Origin of the sequence: Brevundimonas guildfordensis, from assembly GCF_014836405.1 — a bacterium.
Taxonomy (GTDB): domain Bacteria; phylum Pseudomonadota; class Alphaproteobacteria; order Caulobacterales; family Caulobacteraceae; genus Brevundimonas; species Brevundimonas guildfordensis.
Genome location: NZ_JACSQU010000001.1, coordinates 987017 through 1004208 on the forward strand (window position 1 = coordinate 987017; position 17192 = coordinate 1004208).

Annotated in this window: 15 protein-coding genes; 10 read left to right on the top strand and 5 right to left on the bottom strand. The window is 67.8% G+C overall.

The window, feature by feature from the left end; translation table 11 throughout:
* Positions 1–25: 25 nt before the first annotated feature.
* Both recN and H9656_RS04805 read right to left on the bottom strand, forming a co-directional pair.
* A complete protein-coding gene (gene recN, locus H9656_RS04800; protein WP_191743091.1) occupies positions 26–1723 on the bottom strand; it encodes a DNA repair protein RecN in 1698 nt (565 codons plus the stop codon).
* Positions 1724–1818: 95 nt separating this feature from the next.
* The gene (locus H9656_RS04805; protein ID WP_191743092.1) at positions 1819–2700 is read right to left on the bottom strand and encodes an outer membrane protein assembly factor BamD; all 882 of its coding nucleotides are present in this window, start codon (positions 2698–2700) and stop codon (positions 1819–1821) included.
* A 211-nt stretch (positions 2701–2911) separates the two neighbouring features.
* On the opposite strand from H9656_RS04805, the gene H9656_RS04810 reads away from it, so the two are divergent.
* The 4 genes from H9656_RS04810 to pth all read left to right on the top strand — a co-directional run bounded on the left by H9656_RS04810 (position 2912) and on the right by pth (position 6513).
* Positions 2912–3847: a ribose-phosphate pyrophosphokinase gene (locus tag H9656_RS04810; protein ID WP_191743093.1), complete on the top strand. Its 936-nt coding sequence runs from the start codon at positions 2912–2914 to the stop codon at positions 3845–3847.
* Positions 3848–3952: 105 nt separating this feature from the next.
* The gene (locus tag H9656_RS04815) at positions 3953–5014 is read left to right on the top strand and encodes a hypothetical protein (RefSeq protein ID WP_191743094.1); all 1062 of its coding nucleotides are present in this window, start codon (positions 3953–3955) and stop codon (positions 5012–5014) included.
* Between the two features lie 150 nt (positions 5015–5164).
* Positions 5165–5779, top strand: coding sequence for a 50S ribosomal protein L25/general stress protein Ctc (locus H9656_RS04820; protein WP_191743095.1), 615 nt, complete (start codon positions 5165–5167; stop codon positions 5777–5779).
* 128 nt (positions 5780–5907) lie between these two features.
* Entirely contained in the window at positions 5908–6513 is a 606-nt protein-coding gene (gene pth, locus H9656_RS04825) for an aminoacyl-tRNA hydrolase (protein WP_191743096.1), read from the top strand.
* 31 nt (positions 6514–6544) lie between these two features.
* On the opposite strand, the gene H9656_RS04830 is transcribed toward pth, so the two are convergent.
* Together H9656_RS04830 and H9656_RS04835 are read right to left on the bottom strand one after the other, a co-directional pair.
* A complete protein-coding gene (locus H9656_RS04830; protein WP_191743097.1) occupies positions 6545–8155 on the bottom strand; it encodes a DUF4139 domain-containing protein in 1611 nt (536 codons plus the stop codon).
* 3 nt (positions 8156–8158) lie between these two features.
* Positions 8159–9574 carry a DUF4139 domain-containing protein gene (locus tag H9656_RS04835; protein ID WP_191743098.1) on the bottom strand — a complete coding sequence of 472 codons (1416 nt, stop codon included), beginning with the start codon at positions 9572–9574 and terminating at the stop codon, positions 8159–8161.
* A gap of 130 nt (positions 9575–9704) precedes the next feature.
* Between H9656_RS04835 and H9656_RS04840 the strand changes: the two genes are divergently transcribed.
* The 6 genes from H9656_RS04840 to H9656_RS04865 all read left to right on the top strand — a co-directional run bounded on the left by H9656_RS04840 (position 9705) and on the right by H9656_RS04865 (position 16707).
* Positions 9705–10091 (top strand): DUF2946 family protein, encoded by a 387-nt coding sequence (locus tag H9656_RS04840; protein ID WP_191743099.1) that lies wholly within the window; start codon positions 9705–9707, stop codon positions 10089–10091.
* 79 nt (positions 10092–10170) lie between these two features.
* Complete coding sequence (locus H9656_RS04845) at positions 10171–12240, top strand: TonB-dependent receptor family protein (protein ID WP_191743100.1); 2070 nt, start codon at positions 10171–10173, stop codon at positions 12238–12240.
* Positions 12240–13625, top strand: coding sequence for a PepSY-associated TM helix domain-containing protein (locus H9656_RS04850; RefSeq protein WP_191743101.1), 1386 nt, complete (start codon positions 12240–12242; stop codon positions 13623–13625). The genes H9656_RS04845 and H9656_RS04850 overlap by 1 nt, the downstream gene beginning before the upstream one ends.
* Before the next feature lie 14 nt (positions 13626–13639).
* Entirely contained in the window at positions 13640–14134 is a 495-nt protein-coding gene (locus H9656_RS04855) for a copper chaperone PCu(A)C (protein WP_191743102.1), read from the top strand.
* Positions 14135–14207: 73 nt separating this feature from the next.
* Positions 14208–15305: a redox-regulated ATPase YchF gene (gene ychF / locus H9656_RS04860; protein WP_191743103.1), complete on the top strand. Its 1098-nt coding sequence runs from the start codon at positions 14208–14210 to the stop codon at positions 15303–15305.
* Positions 15306–15435: 130 nt separating this feature from the next.
* Complete coding sequence (locus H9656_RS04865) at positions 15436–16707, top strand: O-acetylhomoserine aminocarboxypropyltransferase/cysteine synthase family protein (RefSeq protein WP_191743104.1); 1272 nt, start codon at positions 15436–15438, stop codon at positions 16705–16707.
* A gap of 4 nt (positions 16708–16711) precedes the next feature.
* Here H9656_RS04865 and H9656_RS04870 read toward each other — a convergent pair whose 3' ends face one another.
* Complete coding sequence (locus tag H9656_RS04870; protein ID WP_191743105.1) at positions 16712–17041, bottom strand: hypothetical protein; 330 nt, start codon at positions 17039–17041, stop codon at positions 16712–16714.
* Between the last annotated feature and the right edge of the window lie 151 nt (positions 17042–17192).

Sequence of the window (17192 nt, forward strand, 5' to 3'; positions counted from 1 at the left end):
CTCCCCTTGCGGGAGATGGGGGCGGTCAGCCGATCAGCACCCGCGCCGCCGCGCGCGCCTCATCGGTGATCTCGGCGCCGGACAGCATCCGCGCGATCTCTTCCTGACGCGGGCCTTCCGCCAGCACGTCGATGGATGTTCGGGTGCGCCCCTCGACATCCGCCTTGCGCACCTTCCAGTGGGCGTGGCCGCGCGCGGCGACCTGGGGGCTGTGCGTCACGACCAGGACCTGCGCCCCGCGCGACAGGCGTTGCAGGCGCCCGCCCACGGCTTCGGCCACGGCGCCGCCGACGCCCTGATCCACCTCGTCGAAGATCATGACCGGCTGGCGCTGGTCTTCACGGCTGGCCAGCGCCGCCTTCATCGCCAGGGCGAAACGCGCCAGCTCCCCGCCAGAAGCCACGGTGTCCAGCGGGCCAAAGGCGGTGCCGGAGTTGGTTGAGACCTCGAACCGCACCGTCTCGACGCCCAGCGGGCCGCGACGCCCCTCGATCGGTTCGAGCGTCACGCGGAAGCGCGCGCGTTCCAACTTCAGGGGGCCCAGTTCGTCCATGACGGCGTCCATCAGTCGATCCCCCGCCGCCTCGCGCGCCGAGGTCAGCAGAAGGGCGGCGACGTCATAGGCCTCGATCGCGGCGGCGACGTCGCGGCGGGCCTTGGTCAAGGCCTCCTCCCCGTCCTCGATCAGACGCAGTTGCTCGCGCAGGCGCACCCGCAGCGCCGGCAGGGCGTCGACCGTCGTGTTCAGCTTGCGGGCCGTGGCGCGCAGGGCGAACAACCGCTCCTCCGCCTTGTCCAGACGACCCGGCTCGAAGTCGAAGGCGTCAGCCGCGGCGTCGACGCAGGCCACGGCCTCGGTCGCCTCGACCAGGGCGCGGTCCACAGCCTCAGCGGCCTGGGCCAGCTTGACGATGATGGGGTTGTCGCCCTCGGCGCCCGCCTGCGCCGCCCGTTGGCGTGCGTGCTCCACCGCGCGCAGGGCCGACGCCAGGCGCTGGCTTAGCTTGTCCCCGCCCAACAGATTGCGCGCGTCGGCCAGATCGGCGACCGCTTTTTCCGCCGCGCCCAGGATGGCGCGTTCGCCCGCCAGTTCCGTCTCTTCGTCCGGCTTGGGGTCCAAGGCGTCGAGGTCCGCCAGATTCAGCGCGATTTCCTCAGCCTTGGCGGCCGCCTCGGCTGCGGACGCCTCGAGCTCGTCCAGATGGGCCTGCGCTGTCTTCAGGCGCTCGGCCGCCCCCGCCACGCCCGCCAGCTGCGGCTGCAACCCGCCGTAGTTGTCGAGCAGAGTTCGGTGCGTCTTCCAGTCCAGCAGGCCGACCGTCTCGTGCTGGCCGTGCACCTCGACCAGCAGAGAGCCGATCTCGCGCAGAGCCGTCACCCCGGCGGGCTGGTCGTTGACATAGGCGCGGCTGCGGCCGTCGGCAGACACCACCCGGCGCAGGATCAGTTCCTCGCCCGGCGCGATCTCGAAGCCGCGTTCGGACAGCAGGGCGATCAGGGCTTCATCATCAGGCGCCGTGAAAACAGCCGTAGCGGAGGCCTGCTTGGCCCCATTACGCACCAGTCCGGCGTCGGAGCGGGCGCCCAGCGCGAGGCCAAGCGCATCCAGAATGATGGACTTACCCGCCCCGGTCTCGCCCGTCAGCACGGTCAGGCCGTCCTCGACCTCAAGGTCCAGGGCGTCGACAAGAACGATGTCGCGGATCGAGAGCGTGGTCAGCATGGGCGATCTGATTCTAGGTTTCGCCGCATCCTATCCGGAAACAGAACAGGAACGCAGCGACTTAATCACCACGCGCCTGTTTTGCTGCGACCGGATCAGGCGCCGCCGGGAATCAGGCGTTGCAGCCAGGATTCGCGCTTGCCCTGCGGCTGGACTTCCGGGTTCTCGCCCCGCTCGCGCAGCAGGGCGTAGGCCTCGGCGTACCAGGGGCTGCCCGGATAGTTGTGGCCCAGGACGGCGGCGTTGCGGGTCGCCTCTTCGGTCAGGCCCAGGCTCAGATTGACCTCGACCAGGCGATACAACGCTTCAGGCGTATGCGAGGTGCGCTGGAAGGCCTCGTTGTTGATCACCGCCTTATAGCGGTTCAGGGCGCCCAGCGGCTGGTTTGCGCGCTGATAGAAGCGGCCCACGGCCATTTCCTTGCCGGCCAGCTGGTCATTGACCATGTCGATCTTGACCCGCGCGTCGGTGGCGTAGGTCGAACCCGGATAGCGGCGCACCACATCGCGCAGCCCCGCCAGAGCGGCCTCGGCGTAGCCCTGGTCCCGGCCGACGTCGACGATCTGCTCAAAATTACAAACGGCCTTCATGTAGAAGGCGTAGGCCGCCGAGGGATTGCCGGGGAACAGGGCGATGAAGCGGTCGGCCGCCGCGATCGCGTCCTGATAGGCGTTGTTCTGATAATAGGCGTAGACCTGCATCAGGATCGCCCGGCGCGCCCATTCCGAATAGGGGTGCTGACGCTCGACTTCCTGGAAGTAGTCGACGGCGTCCATCCAGCGCTTGGACTGGAGCCGCTGATAGCCCGCATTGTAGAGGGCCTCGACCGGACGCTCTTCATAGGCCAGGCGCTGGCGGGGCTTGGTGCCCGAGCAGGCGGAGACCGTCAGGGCCGCCGTCGCCGCCGCCAAAAGGATCAGGCCGGACCGGGATTTCGAAGCGAGCCGAGTGTTCGAAGCAGGCAAGTGCGACCTCATCAAGATGCCTTCGGGACGCGGACACGCGACACGCGCCCTCGTTAGCAGGATGCGTCCTCTATAACAGCGCCCGCGTCCAAGCCAATCGGCTGAAATCGAAGATACGTCCGGAACACGGCTGGACGCCGCTCCGTTCGCCGCCTAGAGAGCGCGTCCAGAAACGCCTCCGCGACTATTGGCGGGGCGATGACGGCGAAAGGATGACCGGTCAATGAAGCTGCTCGCAGGCAATTCGAACCGGACGTTGGCTCAGGCCATTGCGACCCACCTGGACATGCCGCTGACCAAGGCTCAGGTGAAGCGCTTCGCCGACAATGAAGTGTTCGCCGTCGTCGAGGAAAACGTGCGCGGCGAGGATGTCTTCATCATCCAGTCGACCTCCTATCCGGCCAACGACAACCTGATGGAAATGCTGATCATGACCGACGCGCTGGTGCGCGCCTCGGCTCGTCGCATCACCGCCGTCATGCCCTACTTCGGCTATGCCCGTCAGGACCGTAAGACCGGGGGCCGCACCCCGATCTCGGCCAAGCTGGTCGCCAACCTGATCACCCGCGCGGGCGCCGACCGCGTCCTGACCATGGACCTGCACGCGGGCCAGATTCAGGGCTTCTTCGACATCCCGACCGACAACCTGGTCGCCACCCCCGTGCTGGCGCAGGACATCAAGGATCACTATCCGAAAGGCGACGACCTGATGATCGTGTCGCCCGACGTCGGCGGGGTGGTGCGCGCCCGCTCGCTGGCCAGCCGCCTGAACGCCGACTTGGCCATCGTCGACAAGCGCCGCCCCAAGGCGGGCGAGAGCGAAGTCATGAACATCATCGGCGACGTCGAAGGACGCCGCTGCATCCTGTTCGACGACATCGTCGATTCGGGCGGCACCCTGGTGAACGCGGCCAAGGCCCTGATCGATCGCGGCGCGACCGAGGTGTCGGCCTATATCAGCCACGGCGTCCTGTCCGGCCCCGCTGTTGATCGCGTCACCAATGGCCCGCTGAAGGAGCTGGTGATCACCGACTCCATCGAACAGCCTGACGAAGTTTTGAACTGCTCGAAAATTCGGCGGGTATCCGTTGCGCCGCTTATGGGCGAGGCCATCCGGCGCATCGCCAATGAAGAGTCGGTCTCCAAGCTGTTCGATTAAGGTTCGGCTAACCATTCCCTCGGCGATATAAGAGACTGTAGTTCCGAGGCCTCGCGTCTCGGACGCCGTCCAAGTACGTATCGCTTAAACAAGGGAAGATCGCCGATGCCCCAGGCCTTCTTGCGCCGCGGCCTCTCCGTCGCCGCTGTCGCAGCCGCCGCCGTCCTGGCCAGCTGTTCGACGCCCGAACCGGAAGCGCCCCCTCCTCCCCCGCCGCCTCCGCCCCCAGCGTTGGCGCTGAATCAGAGCGTCGCTGAAGCTGCATCGGTCTACGTGGCCTTCGTGCGCGAGGTCGGGTCGATCCAGGCCGGCTTCCCGGACGCCGAATCCATTCAGGGGGCCCTGCGACGGGGCGCCGCCGTCGAGGCGGGCCAGCTGTCACGCGGCATGATCGCCTATGGCGCCATCCTGGCTCTGCAATCGCCGGAGTACGTCGCCGGCGTGCGTCAGTACGCCACCGATCCCGCCCAGCGTCAGCAGATGGTGGCGCGAATCGTCGCCGACCCCGCCTATGCCGCAACGCTGCCCGGCGCCGAATCGGCCGCCGGTCTCATCGCCAGCACCATGGGCCGCGACGCCGAAGCCATGACGGCTCTGGCCGAAGCGGTCGAGACCGACGCCTATACGATCCAGGAGCGCACCGACCCGCGTCGCCGCTGGGCCACCCAGCCTGTCGCCGACCGCGACGGCCGGCTGGAAGGCGCCAAGAGCTTGTCGGCGGTCCCGCGCCTGCCGTCGGCCGAAGACAGCGCCCGTCTGTTCGCCGCCGCCAACAGCGGTACGGGCCTGAATCTCACGGCTGCCCAGCGCGGCGCGCCCTTCACTCCGGCCATCGTCAACTCCCTCGCCATTGCGGCCCTGGCGGCGCTGGGCGCGGCCGGAGAGGACGCCAAGGCGAACACCGACGCCCTGACGACCGAATCGAACAATGAGTTCTGCCTCAACATGTCCAAGTTGATGCTTTTCCAGTGCCTGGCGGCCGCCAAGCCGAACTATGAGGACATCTTCTGCGCCGGCCGCCACGTCGTGCGCGACCTGGCCCAATGCACGGCCCAATACACGGGGCCCATGCCGACCATCACAGTGGCCGTGCCGCCTGCAGGCGCTCCCACGCCGATGGCCCAGGCGCAAAACCAGTCAGCGCCGGCGGTCTCGCCGCACGGTTAAGGCTGAATATCGCTGCGGGCTGAGCCGGGGCGGTTGCGTCCGCCCCGTGTTCCGTGTAATAGCCCGCCCTCTTGAATTCGAAGGGTTCATGACCCCGCCGCGCGGGCCCCGGTTCCGCGCAGGCGTTTACTTGTATTGAAGGCGAGCCCGATGGCCGAGATCATTCTGAACGTTGATGTCCGCGAAAACGTGGGCACCGGCGGCGCCCGCGCCGCGCGTCGCGACGGCGCTGTGCCCGGCGTGCTGTACGGCGGCGACAAGGCCCCGGTGGCCATCTCCGTGAACGAACGCGAGTTCCGCAAGTCGCTGTACACCGGCAAGCTGATCGGTCACCTGGTGACCCTGAAGTACGGCAAGGAAACCCAGCCGGTCATCGCCAAGGACATCCAGTTCGACCCGGTCAGCGACCGTCCGCTGCACTTCGACCTGATGCGCGTCGGCGCCAAGGAAGAGATCAAGATCGAAATCCCGGTCGCCTTCATCAACGCCGACGAAGCCCCCTACACCCGTCAGGGCGGCATGCTGGAAGTCGTGCGCCACACGGTCGAGATCATGGTCCGCGCTGACCGCATCCCGGCTGAACTGGTCGTCGACCTGAAGGGCCGCGAAATCGGCGAGAACATCCGCATGTCGGACATCCAACTGCCGGAAGGCGCCGCAGCGACCATTACCGATCGCGACTTCATGATCGCGGCGATCAAGAACTCGGCCGCTGGCCAGTCGGACGCTGGCGACACCACCGTCGAAGGCGAAGCCGAGGCCTGATCGGTTTTGTTGCTTCCCCCAACGCCCTGCGCTCGGCGCAGCGCTGCTTGAGGGGATCAGGAAATCAGCCCCGCCCGGTTCGCCCGGCGGGGCTTTTCTTTGCCTGAAGCACGGGGCATGAGGACCGCATGATCATCATCGCAGGCCTGGGCAACCCCGGCGCCAAATACGAAAAAAACCGCCACAACATCGGCTTCATGGCCGTGGACGAGATCGCCAGCCGCTGGCGTTTCGGCCCCGCGCGCGCCAAGTTCCAGTCGATCGTCGCCGACGGCGAGGTCGAGGGGACCAAGGTCCTGCTGATGAAGCCCCAGACCTATATGAACGAGAGCGGCCGGGCCGTCGGCGAAGCGGCGCGCTTCTACAAGGTGAAGCCCGAGCACGTCATCGTCTTCCACGATGAGATCGACCTGGCCCCCGGCCGTTTTCGCATGAAGAAGGGCGGCGGCGCAGCGGGTCAGAACGGCGTGCGCAGCCTGATCAGCCACCTGGGCGCCGACTTCCGCCGCGCCCGCATGGGCATCGGCCACCCCGGCGAGCCGCAGTTGGTCATGCACCACGTCCTGGGCGACTTCCACAAGGCCGACAAGCCGTGGCTGGACGCCATGCTTCAGGCCTGCGCCGACGCCTTGCCCTTTGCTGTGGCGGGCGACGACGAACGCTATCAGGGCGAGGTCATGCGCCTGGCCCCCGCACCCAAGTTCAGCCCGAGGCAGGCGGCCCGAGGGGAATAACCCTCGCCCGATCGGAGAGGGTCGCGACGGCTCAATCCGTCGTCGTCCACGCCGCCTTCAGCGTCGCCGCGCCGTTGGCAGGCACGGTCAGCGTCCAGACCGGATAGCCGGTGTCGTCCACCCGACTGCGCACCGACTGGCTGCGGAAGCGGAAGCCGCGCTGCATGGCGGCATCAGCAACCAGTTCCACAGTGACGGCCTCAGAGCGGGCGTTGGTGACCGTGGTCTCGATTTCGGAACGCCGGGTCGTCACAGCACCCCGTCGAGAACTGCCGCTCTTCACCAGCCGCGTCTGCACCCGCACATCCGCCGACTGGCCGAAATGCAGCCGCACCGGCAGGCCGACGCCCTTGTCCTCAAACCGGTCCTGACCGGCCAGCAGAACGCCGCCCTCACCATCCGGCTGCATCACCGCCACCGAGCCGCCCGGCAGGGCCACGCCCAGCCCGGCGCGTTCTTCGTTGCGCAGCTTCAGGACGACGCCCATGGGACGCGACTCGTCGTCTGCGTTCAGCACTCCGGCGCGATACACCCGCTCATAGGCCACTCCGTCGCGCTCCAGGAAGCGCACCTGCTTGGTCTGGCGCGCCGCGACGGTCGTCGGTTCGGGCAGGGAGTAGAGCTTGTAGTCGCCTAGCTCGCCCTGCCGGGCGATGCGGGAGCCAGTGACTACGATTTGGTCCATCGCCTCATTGGCCATCATCCGCATCATGGGCGCTGCGGGCGGCGGAGGCGGAGGCGCGGGCGGAGGGGGCGGCGGCGGAGCGCCTGCGAACCGTCCCGATCCAAGCGTCGTGGTCCCCTGGGGCCAGCACTCGTTCTGCTGATAGCGGATCAGAGGCTCGACCGGCGTGGTGCCTGCGTCCTTACGCAGCGTGCCCGCCACCACTTGCACCGGCGCGTCGGGGAAGCCTGTGCCGCCGAAATTGGCCAGCGTCACCCACCCCGTCAGGTCCAGCGTCCCGTCGCTCGGGTCCAGCCGCGCGACATAGTCGGCCGACCACTGCAGCCCCGTCGTCAGATAGGCCAGAGTCACCGTGTGTCGCCCCGCCCGCTCGGCGCGCGTGCGCACCGACAGGGTCGGCTGGTCGCCCAGCCCCTCGGGCACACGGTCGAACACGACCCGCTCGGTCAGGCCCGAGCAGTCCAGCGCCTCGAACCGGCCGTCGATCTCCAACACCACGCCTTGCGCGCCTGCGCGGATGACGGCGGCCTTTTCGACCTGTTCGCCGGTCGCCGGATTGGTGCGGACGACGCGCACCACCTCGCCCACCGACTTTTCCAGCAGGCTGGCGGGCGACAGCAGGTCGAAGTCGGCGTTGCGCTCGACCACATGCGCGGGCAGGCCCTCCAGCACCGCGCTCTGCGGCACAACGCCGGTGGCCAGCCCTCGGAAGCGGATGACCCCCTCCCCGGCGGGAAGATCGACCGTGCGGGTCTCGACGATCAGGGCCAGCCCCTGCCGGTCCAGCCGGTTCCACGGCTGGCGCGACTGCGCCATCAGTTGGACCGTATCGACCGGCTGGTCGCGATAGATGACCACCGTCGCCCCATCGGGACGCGCGGACACGCTTTCCGTCTGCGCCCAAGCCGTGGGCGCCAGAACGCTCAGCGCCGTGGTGATCGCCAGAAGGCGGCGCATGGATCAGCCGCCCGTCGTGATGGTCGCGGTCAGCTTGGTCTCGCCGTTGGCGGGCACCGGCACACGCCAGACGACGGTGCGCGCGTCGCGCATCTCGCCCTCGATGCTCTGTTCCGTCAGTTCGGTGTCGCGGCCCAGACCGCGCTGGCGCACCTCGACCGTGACCGCCTCAGGCCGGGCGTTGCGGACGGTGTATTCCATCGCGTAGCGAGTGCGGAAATAGTCGACCAACCGCTTCGACACCCGCTCGGACGAGACCAGGCGCGGCTGCACCGTCACGTCGAAGGCGTCGCCGGTCGTCACCACGATCTCGGACCCGGCCGGCGAGTGATCGACCTGGCTTTCGCCGATGAAGCGCGGCTCGCCCGCCTCATCCTTCACATAGACGCGGATCACCCCCGCCGGCAGGGCCCGCGCGGCGGCGCCTGATCCGTTGGTGAAGATGACGCCGACCTCGGCCGCTATCGGCTGTTCTGCGGTGAAGAAGCCGTTGATCACCCGCAGATAACGCTTGGTCGCGGGCACGCCGGCCGCGTCGATCAGTCCGACCTGCTTGGTCTGATTGTTGGCCACGGTGACGGCCTCAGGCAGCGGATAGACATAGACGTCGGCCAGAGCGCCTTCTCCGCCCGACTGGGTTCCATTGCCGCGCACGCCGCCGCCGCGAACCGGCTGGCGCGGATTATAGCCGCCCTGATTGCCGATCAGATTGACGTCGCCCGCCACCACCCGCGTCTGGGCGTTGCTGAAGGTCGCGCCCGAGTTGTTGGTCAGCGTCACCCAGCCGGTCAGGTCCAGCTGGCCCGCCTTCTCATCGAAACGAGCGACATAGTCCGCCTTCCACGTCAGACCACTAGTCAGATAGGACAGCGTCGTCTCGCGCCGACCGGCCCCTTCGGCGTCCAGGGTGACGCTGAGCGTCGGGCGCGGGCGCAGGTTCTGGGGTACGCGGTCGAAGATGACCCGCGTGGGCACGCCGTCGTCGCGCAACACCTCGATACGGTCGCCGATCTGCAGCACCACGCCCTGATTCGCCGCCAGCACGCGGGCGCGCTCGGTCGTTTGCGCCCCCGAGCCGGGGTTGGTGCGGACGATGCCGATCTCATTGCCGACAGCGCTTTCCATCAGCTTGCCGGGCGTCAGCAGGTCGTAGTCGAAGTTCTGCTCGACCACCGACAAACCGCGCCCCGACAGCCCCACCGTCTCGGGCCGGATGCTGGCGGATACGCCCGGAAACTCCTGGCGAGAGCGTCCGGCGGGCACGTTCAGGTTCCGCACGTCCTCAACCAGGGCGATGTTCTGATTATAGACCGTCAGGGAGACGCGGTCGGGACCGCCCGGCCCCTCCTCCACCTGTTGCGCGTTTGCGGGCGCCGCGAGAAGCAGGGCGAGAGCGAAAGGTCCGATGGCGCGGATCATGCGTATCCTCGATGGCTGTTCGACCGCCACGCTGGCATGGGTAAAGCGGCATTGTCGAGGCGCCGCGCGACCGTCGGTTGCCCTCCCCGGTCTGGCTTCGCGACATGGGAAGGTTTAAGGGGCCAGCATCGTGACCCGCTCCCAGGCTGAAAACTGGTCGACCTGGCGCTCGCTGGCCTTCCTGGCCGCGACGTTCGCCATCGTGATCGGCAGCCTGATGCCGTTTGCGGCGCTGGCGGCGTCGACGCCCGGCCAGCCTATCGTCATCTGCTCGGCCGACGGTCCCCAGACCATCCAGTCCGGCGGCGTCGACGGCCCGATCAAGGCCGAGATGGGCGCCAAATGCGCCGCCTGCGTCATGCCCCTGCTGGGCGCCCTGCCTGCGCCGCCTGCGCCGGAACCGTCGCCGGTCGTGCGCCTGTCGCAGGCCGTCGTCTACGCCCCCTTTATCGCCAGCCTCCCGCCCCCGGCCCGCGCTCCGCCGCGCCCGCCGTCGCGCGCGCCGCCTCACGCCTGAAACCAGAAACCTCTGCCGCTTCGCCCGCGTCCAATAGCGACGCCTGCGACTGCACCTCTGTTTTCAGGACTTCAGTTTCATGTTTCTCAAGACCGCTGCGGCGCCGTGCGCCCTGGTGATCGGCGCCGGCCTGGCGCCATCCCTCGCCCACGCCTACGACCTGCCCGGCCCGGACAGTCCCACCGTTGTCGACAGCATCATCGTCACTGGGCGCCGCAACGTCGAAGACCCGGCCGTCGTGGCCGAAGCTCGCGACCGCCTCAGCCGCACCCCCGGCGCCGTCGCCGTGGTGTCGGCCGAAAGCTATGCCGACCGCTTCGTCCAGGGCTTCTCCGACACGCTTCGCAACGTCCCCGGCGTCCTGGCGCAGAAGCGCTATGGCGAGGAGAGCCGTCTCTCCATCCGCGGCTCGGGCATCGCCCAGGGCTTCCACCAGCGCGGGGTCCTGTTCGCTCAGGACGGGGTGCCCTTCGCCGACGCCGACGGCTTCTCAGATTTCCAGAGCGTCGATTCCCTCAGCGCCCGCTATGTCGAGGTGTGGAAGGGCGCCAACACCCTGCGCTTCGGGGGCGCGCAGTTGGGCGGGGCGATCAACCTGATCACCCCCACCGGCCGCACGGCGAACCAGCGCGCCCTGATGCAGGTCGAGGGCGGCAGCTACGGCTTCGTGCGCGCCCACGGCGCCGTCGCCGAGACCTATGGCGACTGGGATGTCTACGCCGCCGCCACCGCCATGCAGGGCGACGGCTGGCGCGACCACAGCCAGCAGTCGCAGGGGCGCCTGACGGTCAATGCGGGCCGCTCATTCGGCGAGGACCGCGAGGTGCGCCTGATCGTTCAAGCCGCTGACATCAAACAGGACATGCCCGGCTCCCTGACCCTGAAACAGGCGCTGGAGAACCCGCGCATGGCCTCGGCCAGCGCCCTGTCCGGCGATCAGGCCCGCGACCTGACGGTCAAGCGGCTGACGCTGCAGACCCGCTGGCGCTTCAATGAATCCACCCTGTTCGAGGGCGCCATCTGGGGCTGGGAGAAGTCACTCTATCACCCGATCTTCCAGGTGATGGATCAGGACAGCGCCACGCGCGGCGCCTTCGCCCGCATCGACTGGACCGGCAATGTCGGCGGCCTGCGCGCCGACGCCTTCTACGGCTTCTCCTGGCGGGACGGAGTGGTCGAGGCCCTGCGCTATGTGAACCTGGCGGGCCAGCGCGGCGCCAAGACCGCCGATGCGCGTCAGAACGCCTCCGGGCTGGACATCTTCGGCGAGGGCCGCCTGTTCGTCACCGACCAACTGGCGCTGGTCGCGGGCGGCTCGTGGGGGCGCGCAACGCGCGACTATCTGGACCGGATGACCCCGGCCAACGACGCAGGCCGGGACTATGAGTGGTTCTCGCCGCGTCTGGGCCTGTTGTGGGAAGCCGAGGACGGCGCCCAGGTCTTCGCCAACATCACCCGCTCGGTCGAACCCCCGACCTATGGGGCCCTGGTGCAGGCGCCGCTGACCGGCTTCACCCCGGTCGAGGTTCAGGACGCCTGGACCGGCGAGATCGGCACGCGCGGCCGTCGCGGGCCTCTGGCCTGGGATCTGGTCGCCTATCGCAGCGAGATCGACGGGGAATTGCTGAACTTCATCACCGGCCCCGACATTCCCGCCGCCACCTTCAACGCCAGAAAGACCATCCACCAAGGCGTCGAGGCCGGGCTGGACTGGACCCTGCCGCTGGAACTGGCGGACGGGTCGTTGATTCTGCGTCAGGTCTATAACTGGAGCGACTTCCGCTTCGACGGCGACGCGCGCTGGGGCGACAACCGCCTGCCGGTCGTGCCTGAGCACCAATATCGGGCCGAGCTGACCTGGCGCCATCCGACGGGCATCTTCGTCACCCCCTCGGTCGAGTGGCGGCTGTCCAGCCCCTATGTCGACTACGCCAACACCATGAAGGCTCCGGACTACGCCGTGCTGGGCCTGACCGGCGGCTTCAGCATCGGCCCGAACGCCACGGTCTATATCGACGCGCGCAACCTGACCGACAAACGCTACGTCGGCGAGTTCTCGGCTGTGACGGACGCCAGCACAACACAGACGGCCGTCTTCTTCCCCGGCGAGGGCCGTTCGGTCTTCGTCGGCCTGCGGTTGGCCTACTAATGACCGTCTCTCTCAAGACCAAGGCGCCGGACGTGATGTCCGGCGCCTATCGGGCCGTCTGGCGCTGGCACTTCTACGCCGGGGGTCTGGTCATGCCGTTCCTGATGCTGCTGACGCTGACGGGCGGCCTTTATCTGTTCAAGGACGAGATCGACCACGCCCTCTATCGCTCCATGATCGAGGTTCCGGCCCGTTCGCAGCAGGCCGATCCCGATCAGTGGCTGGCCGCCGCCGCGCTTGCAGGCGAAGGCCGGGCGGCGAATGTGCTGGTCCCTGACCGCGCCGATCAGGCCGTGCGCGTCCGCGTCGACCGGCCCGACGGCGCCCAGCGCACCGTCTTCGTCGATCCGCATACGGCCACGGTCACCGGCGTCACCGCCTATGGCGGCGTGACCGAGACGATCAAGAAGCTGCACTCCCTCAGCCTGTTCGGCGGCCCCATCGGCACAGCGTTGAACATTCTGGTCGAGATCGTCGCGGGCTGGGCCATCGTCCTGTGCGCCACCGGCCTCTACCTGTGGTGGCCCCGCCGCCGCACGGGCGCAGTGCTGAAGCCCAGCGAGACGGACGCCCGCCGCCGCCCCTTCTGGCGCGACGTTCACGCCCTGACGGGCTTCTATGTCGGCGGAGTGATCATCTTTCTGGCGCTGACGGGGATGCCGTGGTCCGCCGTCTGGGGCGATCAGTTCATGGGCGTCATGCGCGGCACAGGACTGGGCCGTCCGCCCGCGCCCGCCGCCGCCAGTCCCTGGAGCCACGCCAAACCCCACGACGCGCCGTCTGGCGTGGGCTGGACGCTGGAGAACGCCGTCCTGCCCGCCCATGAGCACGGCCATGGCCACGCCGCAGCCCCCAGCCTGACGCGCGTGCTTCAAACGGCGCACGAACAGGGTCTGCCGCGCCCGTTCGTCGTCAGCATCCCCCAGTCGTCCGATCTGGCCTGGACCGTCGCGCGCGAAACCCGTCGGGCCGAAGGCGCGCGCAGCCTCTATGTCGACGGCGCCAGCGGGGCGGTCATCGCCGACCTGCGCTGGAGCCAGTTCGGCGTCATGGCCAAGGGCTTTGAATGGGGCATCGCCGTCCATCAGGGGATGCAGTACGGCTGGATCAACCGCATCGTCATGCTGATCGGCTGCATCGCCGTCTGGCTGCTGGCGATCAGCGGCCTGATCATGTGGTGGAAGCGCCGTCCGCCCAGCCTGTCGCGCCGCCGCTCCGGCGCACCTACGGCGCCGCCCGGCCCGCACGCGCGAATTGTCGTGCTGTGCATCGTCATCCCCCTGTCCATCCTCTATCCCTTGACGGGACTGAGCCTCGTGGCCGCCCTGCTGCTCGACCGAGCCGTGCGTGCGTTCACCGGGTCCAAGCCCGTCGCAGCCTCTTGATAAGGAGCTTCAACATGAAACGTCTGTTCGCCCTGACCGCCCTGTCGGCCGCCGCCCTGACCCTCGCCGCCTGCGGCCAGCCCGCCGAAAAGTCGGCCGAAGCCGCCAAGGACTCCACAGTCGCCCCCGGCACCGTGCAGGTCGCCGACGCCTGGTGCCGCCCCACGCCCAACGGCGCCAAGGCCGGGGGCTGCTACCTGACCCTGACGGCGGGTTCCGACGACCGTCTGGTCAGCGTCTCGACCGCCCTGGCGCAGTCGGCCGAGGTTCATGAGATGAAGATGGACAACGGGATCATGAGCATGGGCCACCTGCACGATGGCCTGCCCCTGCCCGCCGGAATCCCGATCGAGCTGAAGCCGGGCGGCAACCACATCATGCTGATGGGCCTGCGCGACCCGCTGGTCGACGGCCGCATCGCCTCCTTTACCCTGACCTTCGAGAAGGCCGGTCCGATCAGCGTCCACGCGGCGATCAAACAGCCGCCGGTGGTGGATTCGGAGGAGTAACGGCCTCTCTTGGCGGCGCGAGCCTGACAAACCGGCCCGAACCGGCTAAAGGCTCGCGCTCACGAGGAATACCATGGCCCTGAAAGTCGCGATCGTCGGCTTGCCCAACGTCGGCAAGTCCACCCTGTTCAACGCCCTGACCAAGACGGCGGCCGCCCAAGCGGCCAACTATCCGTTCTGCACCATCGAGCCGAACACCGGCGACGTGGCCGTGCCGGAACCGCGCCTGAACGTCCTGGCCGGCATCGCCGGGTCCAAGGAGATCATCCCCTCGCGGATCACCTTCGTGGACATCGCGGGTCTGGTGCGCGGCGCGTCCAAGGGCGAAGGCCTGGGCAACCAGTTCCTGGCCAACATTCGGGATTGCGACGCCATCGCCTTCGTCGCCCGCTGCTTCGTCGATGACGACATCACCCACGTCGAGAACCGCATCGACCCCATCTCGGACCTCGAGATCATCGAGACCGAGCTGATGCTGGCCGACCTGGAGAGCCTGGAGCGCCGCCGCGTCCAGATCGAAAAGCGCGCCAAGGGCGGCGACAAGGAATCCCAGCTGAACCTGAAGCTGATCGACGCCGCGCTGGAAAAGCTGCGCGACGGCAAGCCCGCGCGTCTGGCCGAGGTGTCCAAGGAGGACAAGAAGGCCTGGGACATGCTTCAACTGCTGACCGCCCTGCCCGCCCTCTACGTCGCCAACGTCGAGGAAGGCTCGGCCGACAAGGGCAATGAACTGTCCGACCTGGTGGCCAAGCGCGCCGCCGAGGACAACGCCAACTCGGTGGTCATCTCGGCCCAGATCGAGTCGGAGATCGCCGTCCTGGACGACGAGGAGCAGCAGGAGTTCCTCGAGACCCTAGGTCTGGAAGAGCCTGGCCTGAACCGCCTCATCCGCGAGGCTTACAAGCTGCTGGGCCTGCAGACCTACTTCACCGTTGGCCCCAAGGAAGCCCGCGCCTGGACCATCCCCGTCGGCGCCACCGCGCCGCAAGCGGCGGGCGTGATCCACACCGACTTCGAAAAGGGCTTCATCCGCGGCGAAACCATCGCCTTCGACGACTATGTCGCGCTGAAGGGCGAAGCGGGCGCCAAGGAAGCGGGCAAGATGCGCGCCGAAGGAAAGGCCTATATCGTCAAGGACGGGGATGTGATGCATTTCCTGTTCAACAACTAGGACGATTTCTCAGGGCGGTTAGAAAATCTGACCGCCCTGATAGAATTGCTGCAAACTTATGCCCTTGCGGGCACCGGCAAAGCCCTGGATGAATCAGCCCGACTGACGCTGAAAATTCTCCAGGGAAGCCATGAAGTTCGATACCCTCGCCGTGCACGCGGGCTACGCGCCCGATCCGACCACCAAATCGGTCGCCGTGCCCATCTATCAGACGACAAGCTACGCCTTTGACGACACCCAGCACGGGGCCGACCTGTTCGACCTGAAGGTGGCGGGCAACATCTACACCCGCATCATGAACCCCACGTCCGACGTGCTGGAGCAGCGTCTGGCGGCGCTGGAGGGCGGGGTCGCGGCCCTGACCGTGGCCTCGGGCATGGCGGCCATCACCTATGCGATCCTGACCATCGCTGAGGCGGGCGACAACATCATCGCCACGGGCGCCCTGTACGGCGGCACCTACAACCTGTTCGCCCACACCCTGCCTCAGTACGGCATCGAGGTGCGCTTCATCGACGCCGACGACATCGCGGCGGTGGCGGCCAACACGGATGCCCGGACCAAGGCCGTCTTCTGCGAATCCATCGGCAATCCGCTGGGCAATGTGGTGGACTTCGCCGCCCTGGCTGACGCCGCCCACGCGCAAGGCCTGCCGCTGATCGTCGACAACACCGTGCCGACCCCCTACCTGACCCGCCCGATCGAGCACGGCGCCGACATCGTCGTCCACGCCCTGACCAAATACATCGGCGGCCACGGGACCAGCATCGGTGGCGCCATCATCGACGGCGGGACCTTCCCCTGGGCCGAGCACAAGGATCGCTTCCCGCGCCTGAACACCCCCGAGGTCAGCTATCACGGCGTGGTCTATACCGAGGCCTTCGGTCCCGCCGCCTTTATCGGACGAGTGAGGACTGTGCTGCTGCGGAACACCGGCGCGGCCATTTCGCCGTTCAACAGCTTCCTGATCCTGCAGGGGCTGGAGACCCTGGCGCTTCGCATGGACCGCCACGTCGAGAACGCCACCGCCATCGCCCAGTGGCTGAAGGCCCACCCCAAGGTGGACTGGGTCAACTACGCGGGCCTGCCCGAGCACAAGGATCACGCACTGATCCAGAAATATTTCGGCGGCAAGGCGTCCGGTCTGCTGACTTTCGGCGTCAAGGGCGGCCGCGAGGCGGGCGCCCGCTTCCAGGACGCGGTCAAATTGTTCACCCGCCTGGTCAACATCGGCGACGCCAAGTCGCTGGTCTGCCACCCGGCCTCGACCACCCACCGCCAGCTGTCGCCCGACGAGCTGAAGAAGGCGGGCGTGACCGAGGACACCGTGCGCCTGTCGGTCGGCATCGAACACATCGACGACCTGATCGCCGACCTGGATCAGGCTCTGGCGGCGGTCTGATCGATCACCCTGCCAGAGTGGTGCAGCGGGTCAGCCGAACCGGCTGGTCCGCTGCCCGATCCAACCAGGTCAGATTCAGCGTCTCCGCTGTAGCGACGAAGCGGACGCGTTCAGACGTTTTCACGCCTTCGCCCTCACAGCTCAGGGCCGCCTCATAGCCGTTTGACTGCTCATCAATGCTGTCGATGGAGCAGCGGTTTTCGTATCCGCGCAACTCGCTGGTGGTGATCTCAATGGGGCCGCCCTCCCCGGTCGTCTGGGCGCACCATTCGGCCTTGGCCGCCCAGCGGCCGATGAAGGTAGGAGGCCCAGCCCCCGGCAAGATGCTTTCCATGCCAGCCGGCCGTTGCGCCGGCGGCGCTGCGGCGGCCGGTCCTTGAACAGGCTGAGCGGGTTCTGTGGGCGGATTGACCCCGCCCGGCCGGTCGCAGGCGCTCAGGCCCGCCACACACGGCGCCGACATGCAGATGACAGCCAGGGCGTGA

What these genes read in the sequence shown, in the direction of transcription:
- H9656_RS04810 (WP_191743093.1), top strand. Translation starts at nt 2,912, where the DNA reads ATGAAGCTGCTCGCAGGCAATTCGAACCGGACGTTGGCTCAGGCCATT.
- H9656_RS04855 (WP_191743102.1), top strand. Translation starts at nt 13,640, where the DNA reads ATGAAACGTCTGTTCGCCCTGACCGCCCTGTCGGCCGCCGCCCTGACC.
- H9656_RS04870 (WP_191743105.1), bottom strand. Translation starts at nt 17,041, where the DNA reads ATGGAAAGCATCTTGCCGGGGGCTGGGCCTCCTACCTTCATCGGCCGC.
- ychF (WP_191743103.1), top strand. Translation starts at nt 14,208, where the DNA reads ATGGCCCTGAAAGTCGCGATCGTCGGCTTGCCCAACGTCGGCAAGTCC.
- H9656_RS04815 (WP_191743094.1), top strand. Translation starts at nt 3,953, where the DNA reads ATGCCCCAGGCCTTCTTGCGCCGCGGCCTCTCCGTCGCCGCTGTCGCA.
- H9656_RS04865 (WP_191743104.1), top strand. Translation starts at nt 15,436, where the DNA reads ATGAAGTTCGATACCCTCGCCGTGCACGCGGGCTACGCGCCCGATCCG.
- H9656_RS04850 (WP_191743101.1), top strand. Translation starts at nt 12,240, where the DNA reads ATGACCGTCTCTCTCAAGACCAAGGCGCCGGACGTGATGTCCGGCGCC.
- H9656_RS04830 (WP_191743097.1), bottom strand. Translation starts at nt 8,155, where the DNA reads ATGCGCCGCCTTCTGGCGATCACCACGGCGCTGAGCGTTCTGGCGCCC.
- H9656_RS04820 (WP_191743095.1), top strand. Translation starts at nt 5,165, where the DNA reads ATGGCCGAGATCATTCTGAACGTTGATGTCCGCGAAAACGTGGGCACC.
- recN (WP_191743091.1), bottom strand. Translation starts at nt 1,723, where the DNA reads ATGCTGACCACGCTCTCGATCCGCGACATCGTTCTTGTCGACGCCCTG.
- H9656_RS04805 (WP_191743092.1), bottom strand. Translation starts at nt 2,700, where the DNA reads ATGAGGTCGCACTTGCCTGCTTCGAACACTCGGCTCGCTTCGAAATCC.
- H9656_RS04845 (WP_191743100.1), top strand. Translation starts at nt 10,171, where the DNA reads ATGTTTCTCAAGACCGCTGCGGCGCCGTGCGCCCTGGTGATCGGCGCC.
- H9656_RS04835 (WP_191743098.1), bottom strand. Translation starts at nt 9,574, where the DNA reads ATGATCCGCGCCATCGGACCTTTCGCTCTCGCCCTGCTTCTCGCGGCG.
- pth (WP_191743096.1), top strand. Translation starts at nt 5,908, where the DNA reads ATGATCATCATCGCAGGCCTGGGCAACCCCGGCGCCAAATACGAAAAA.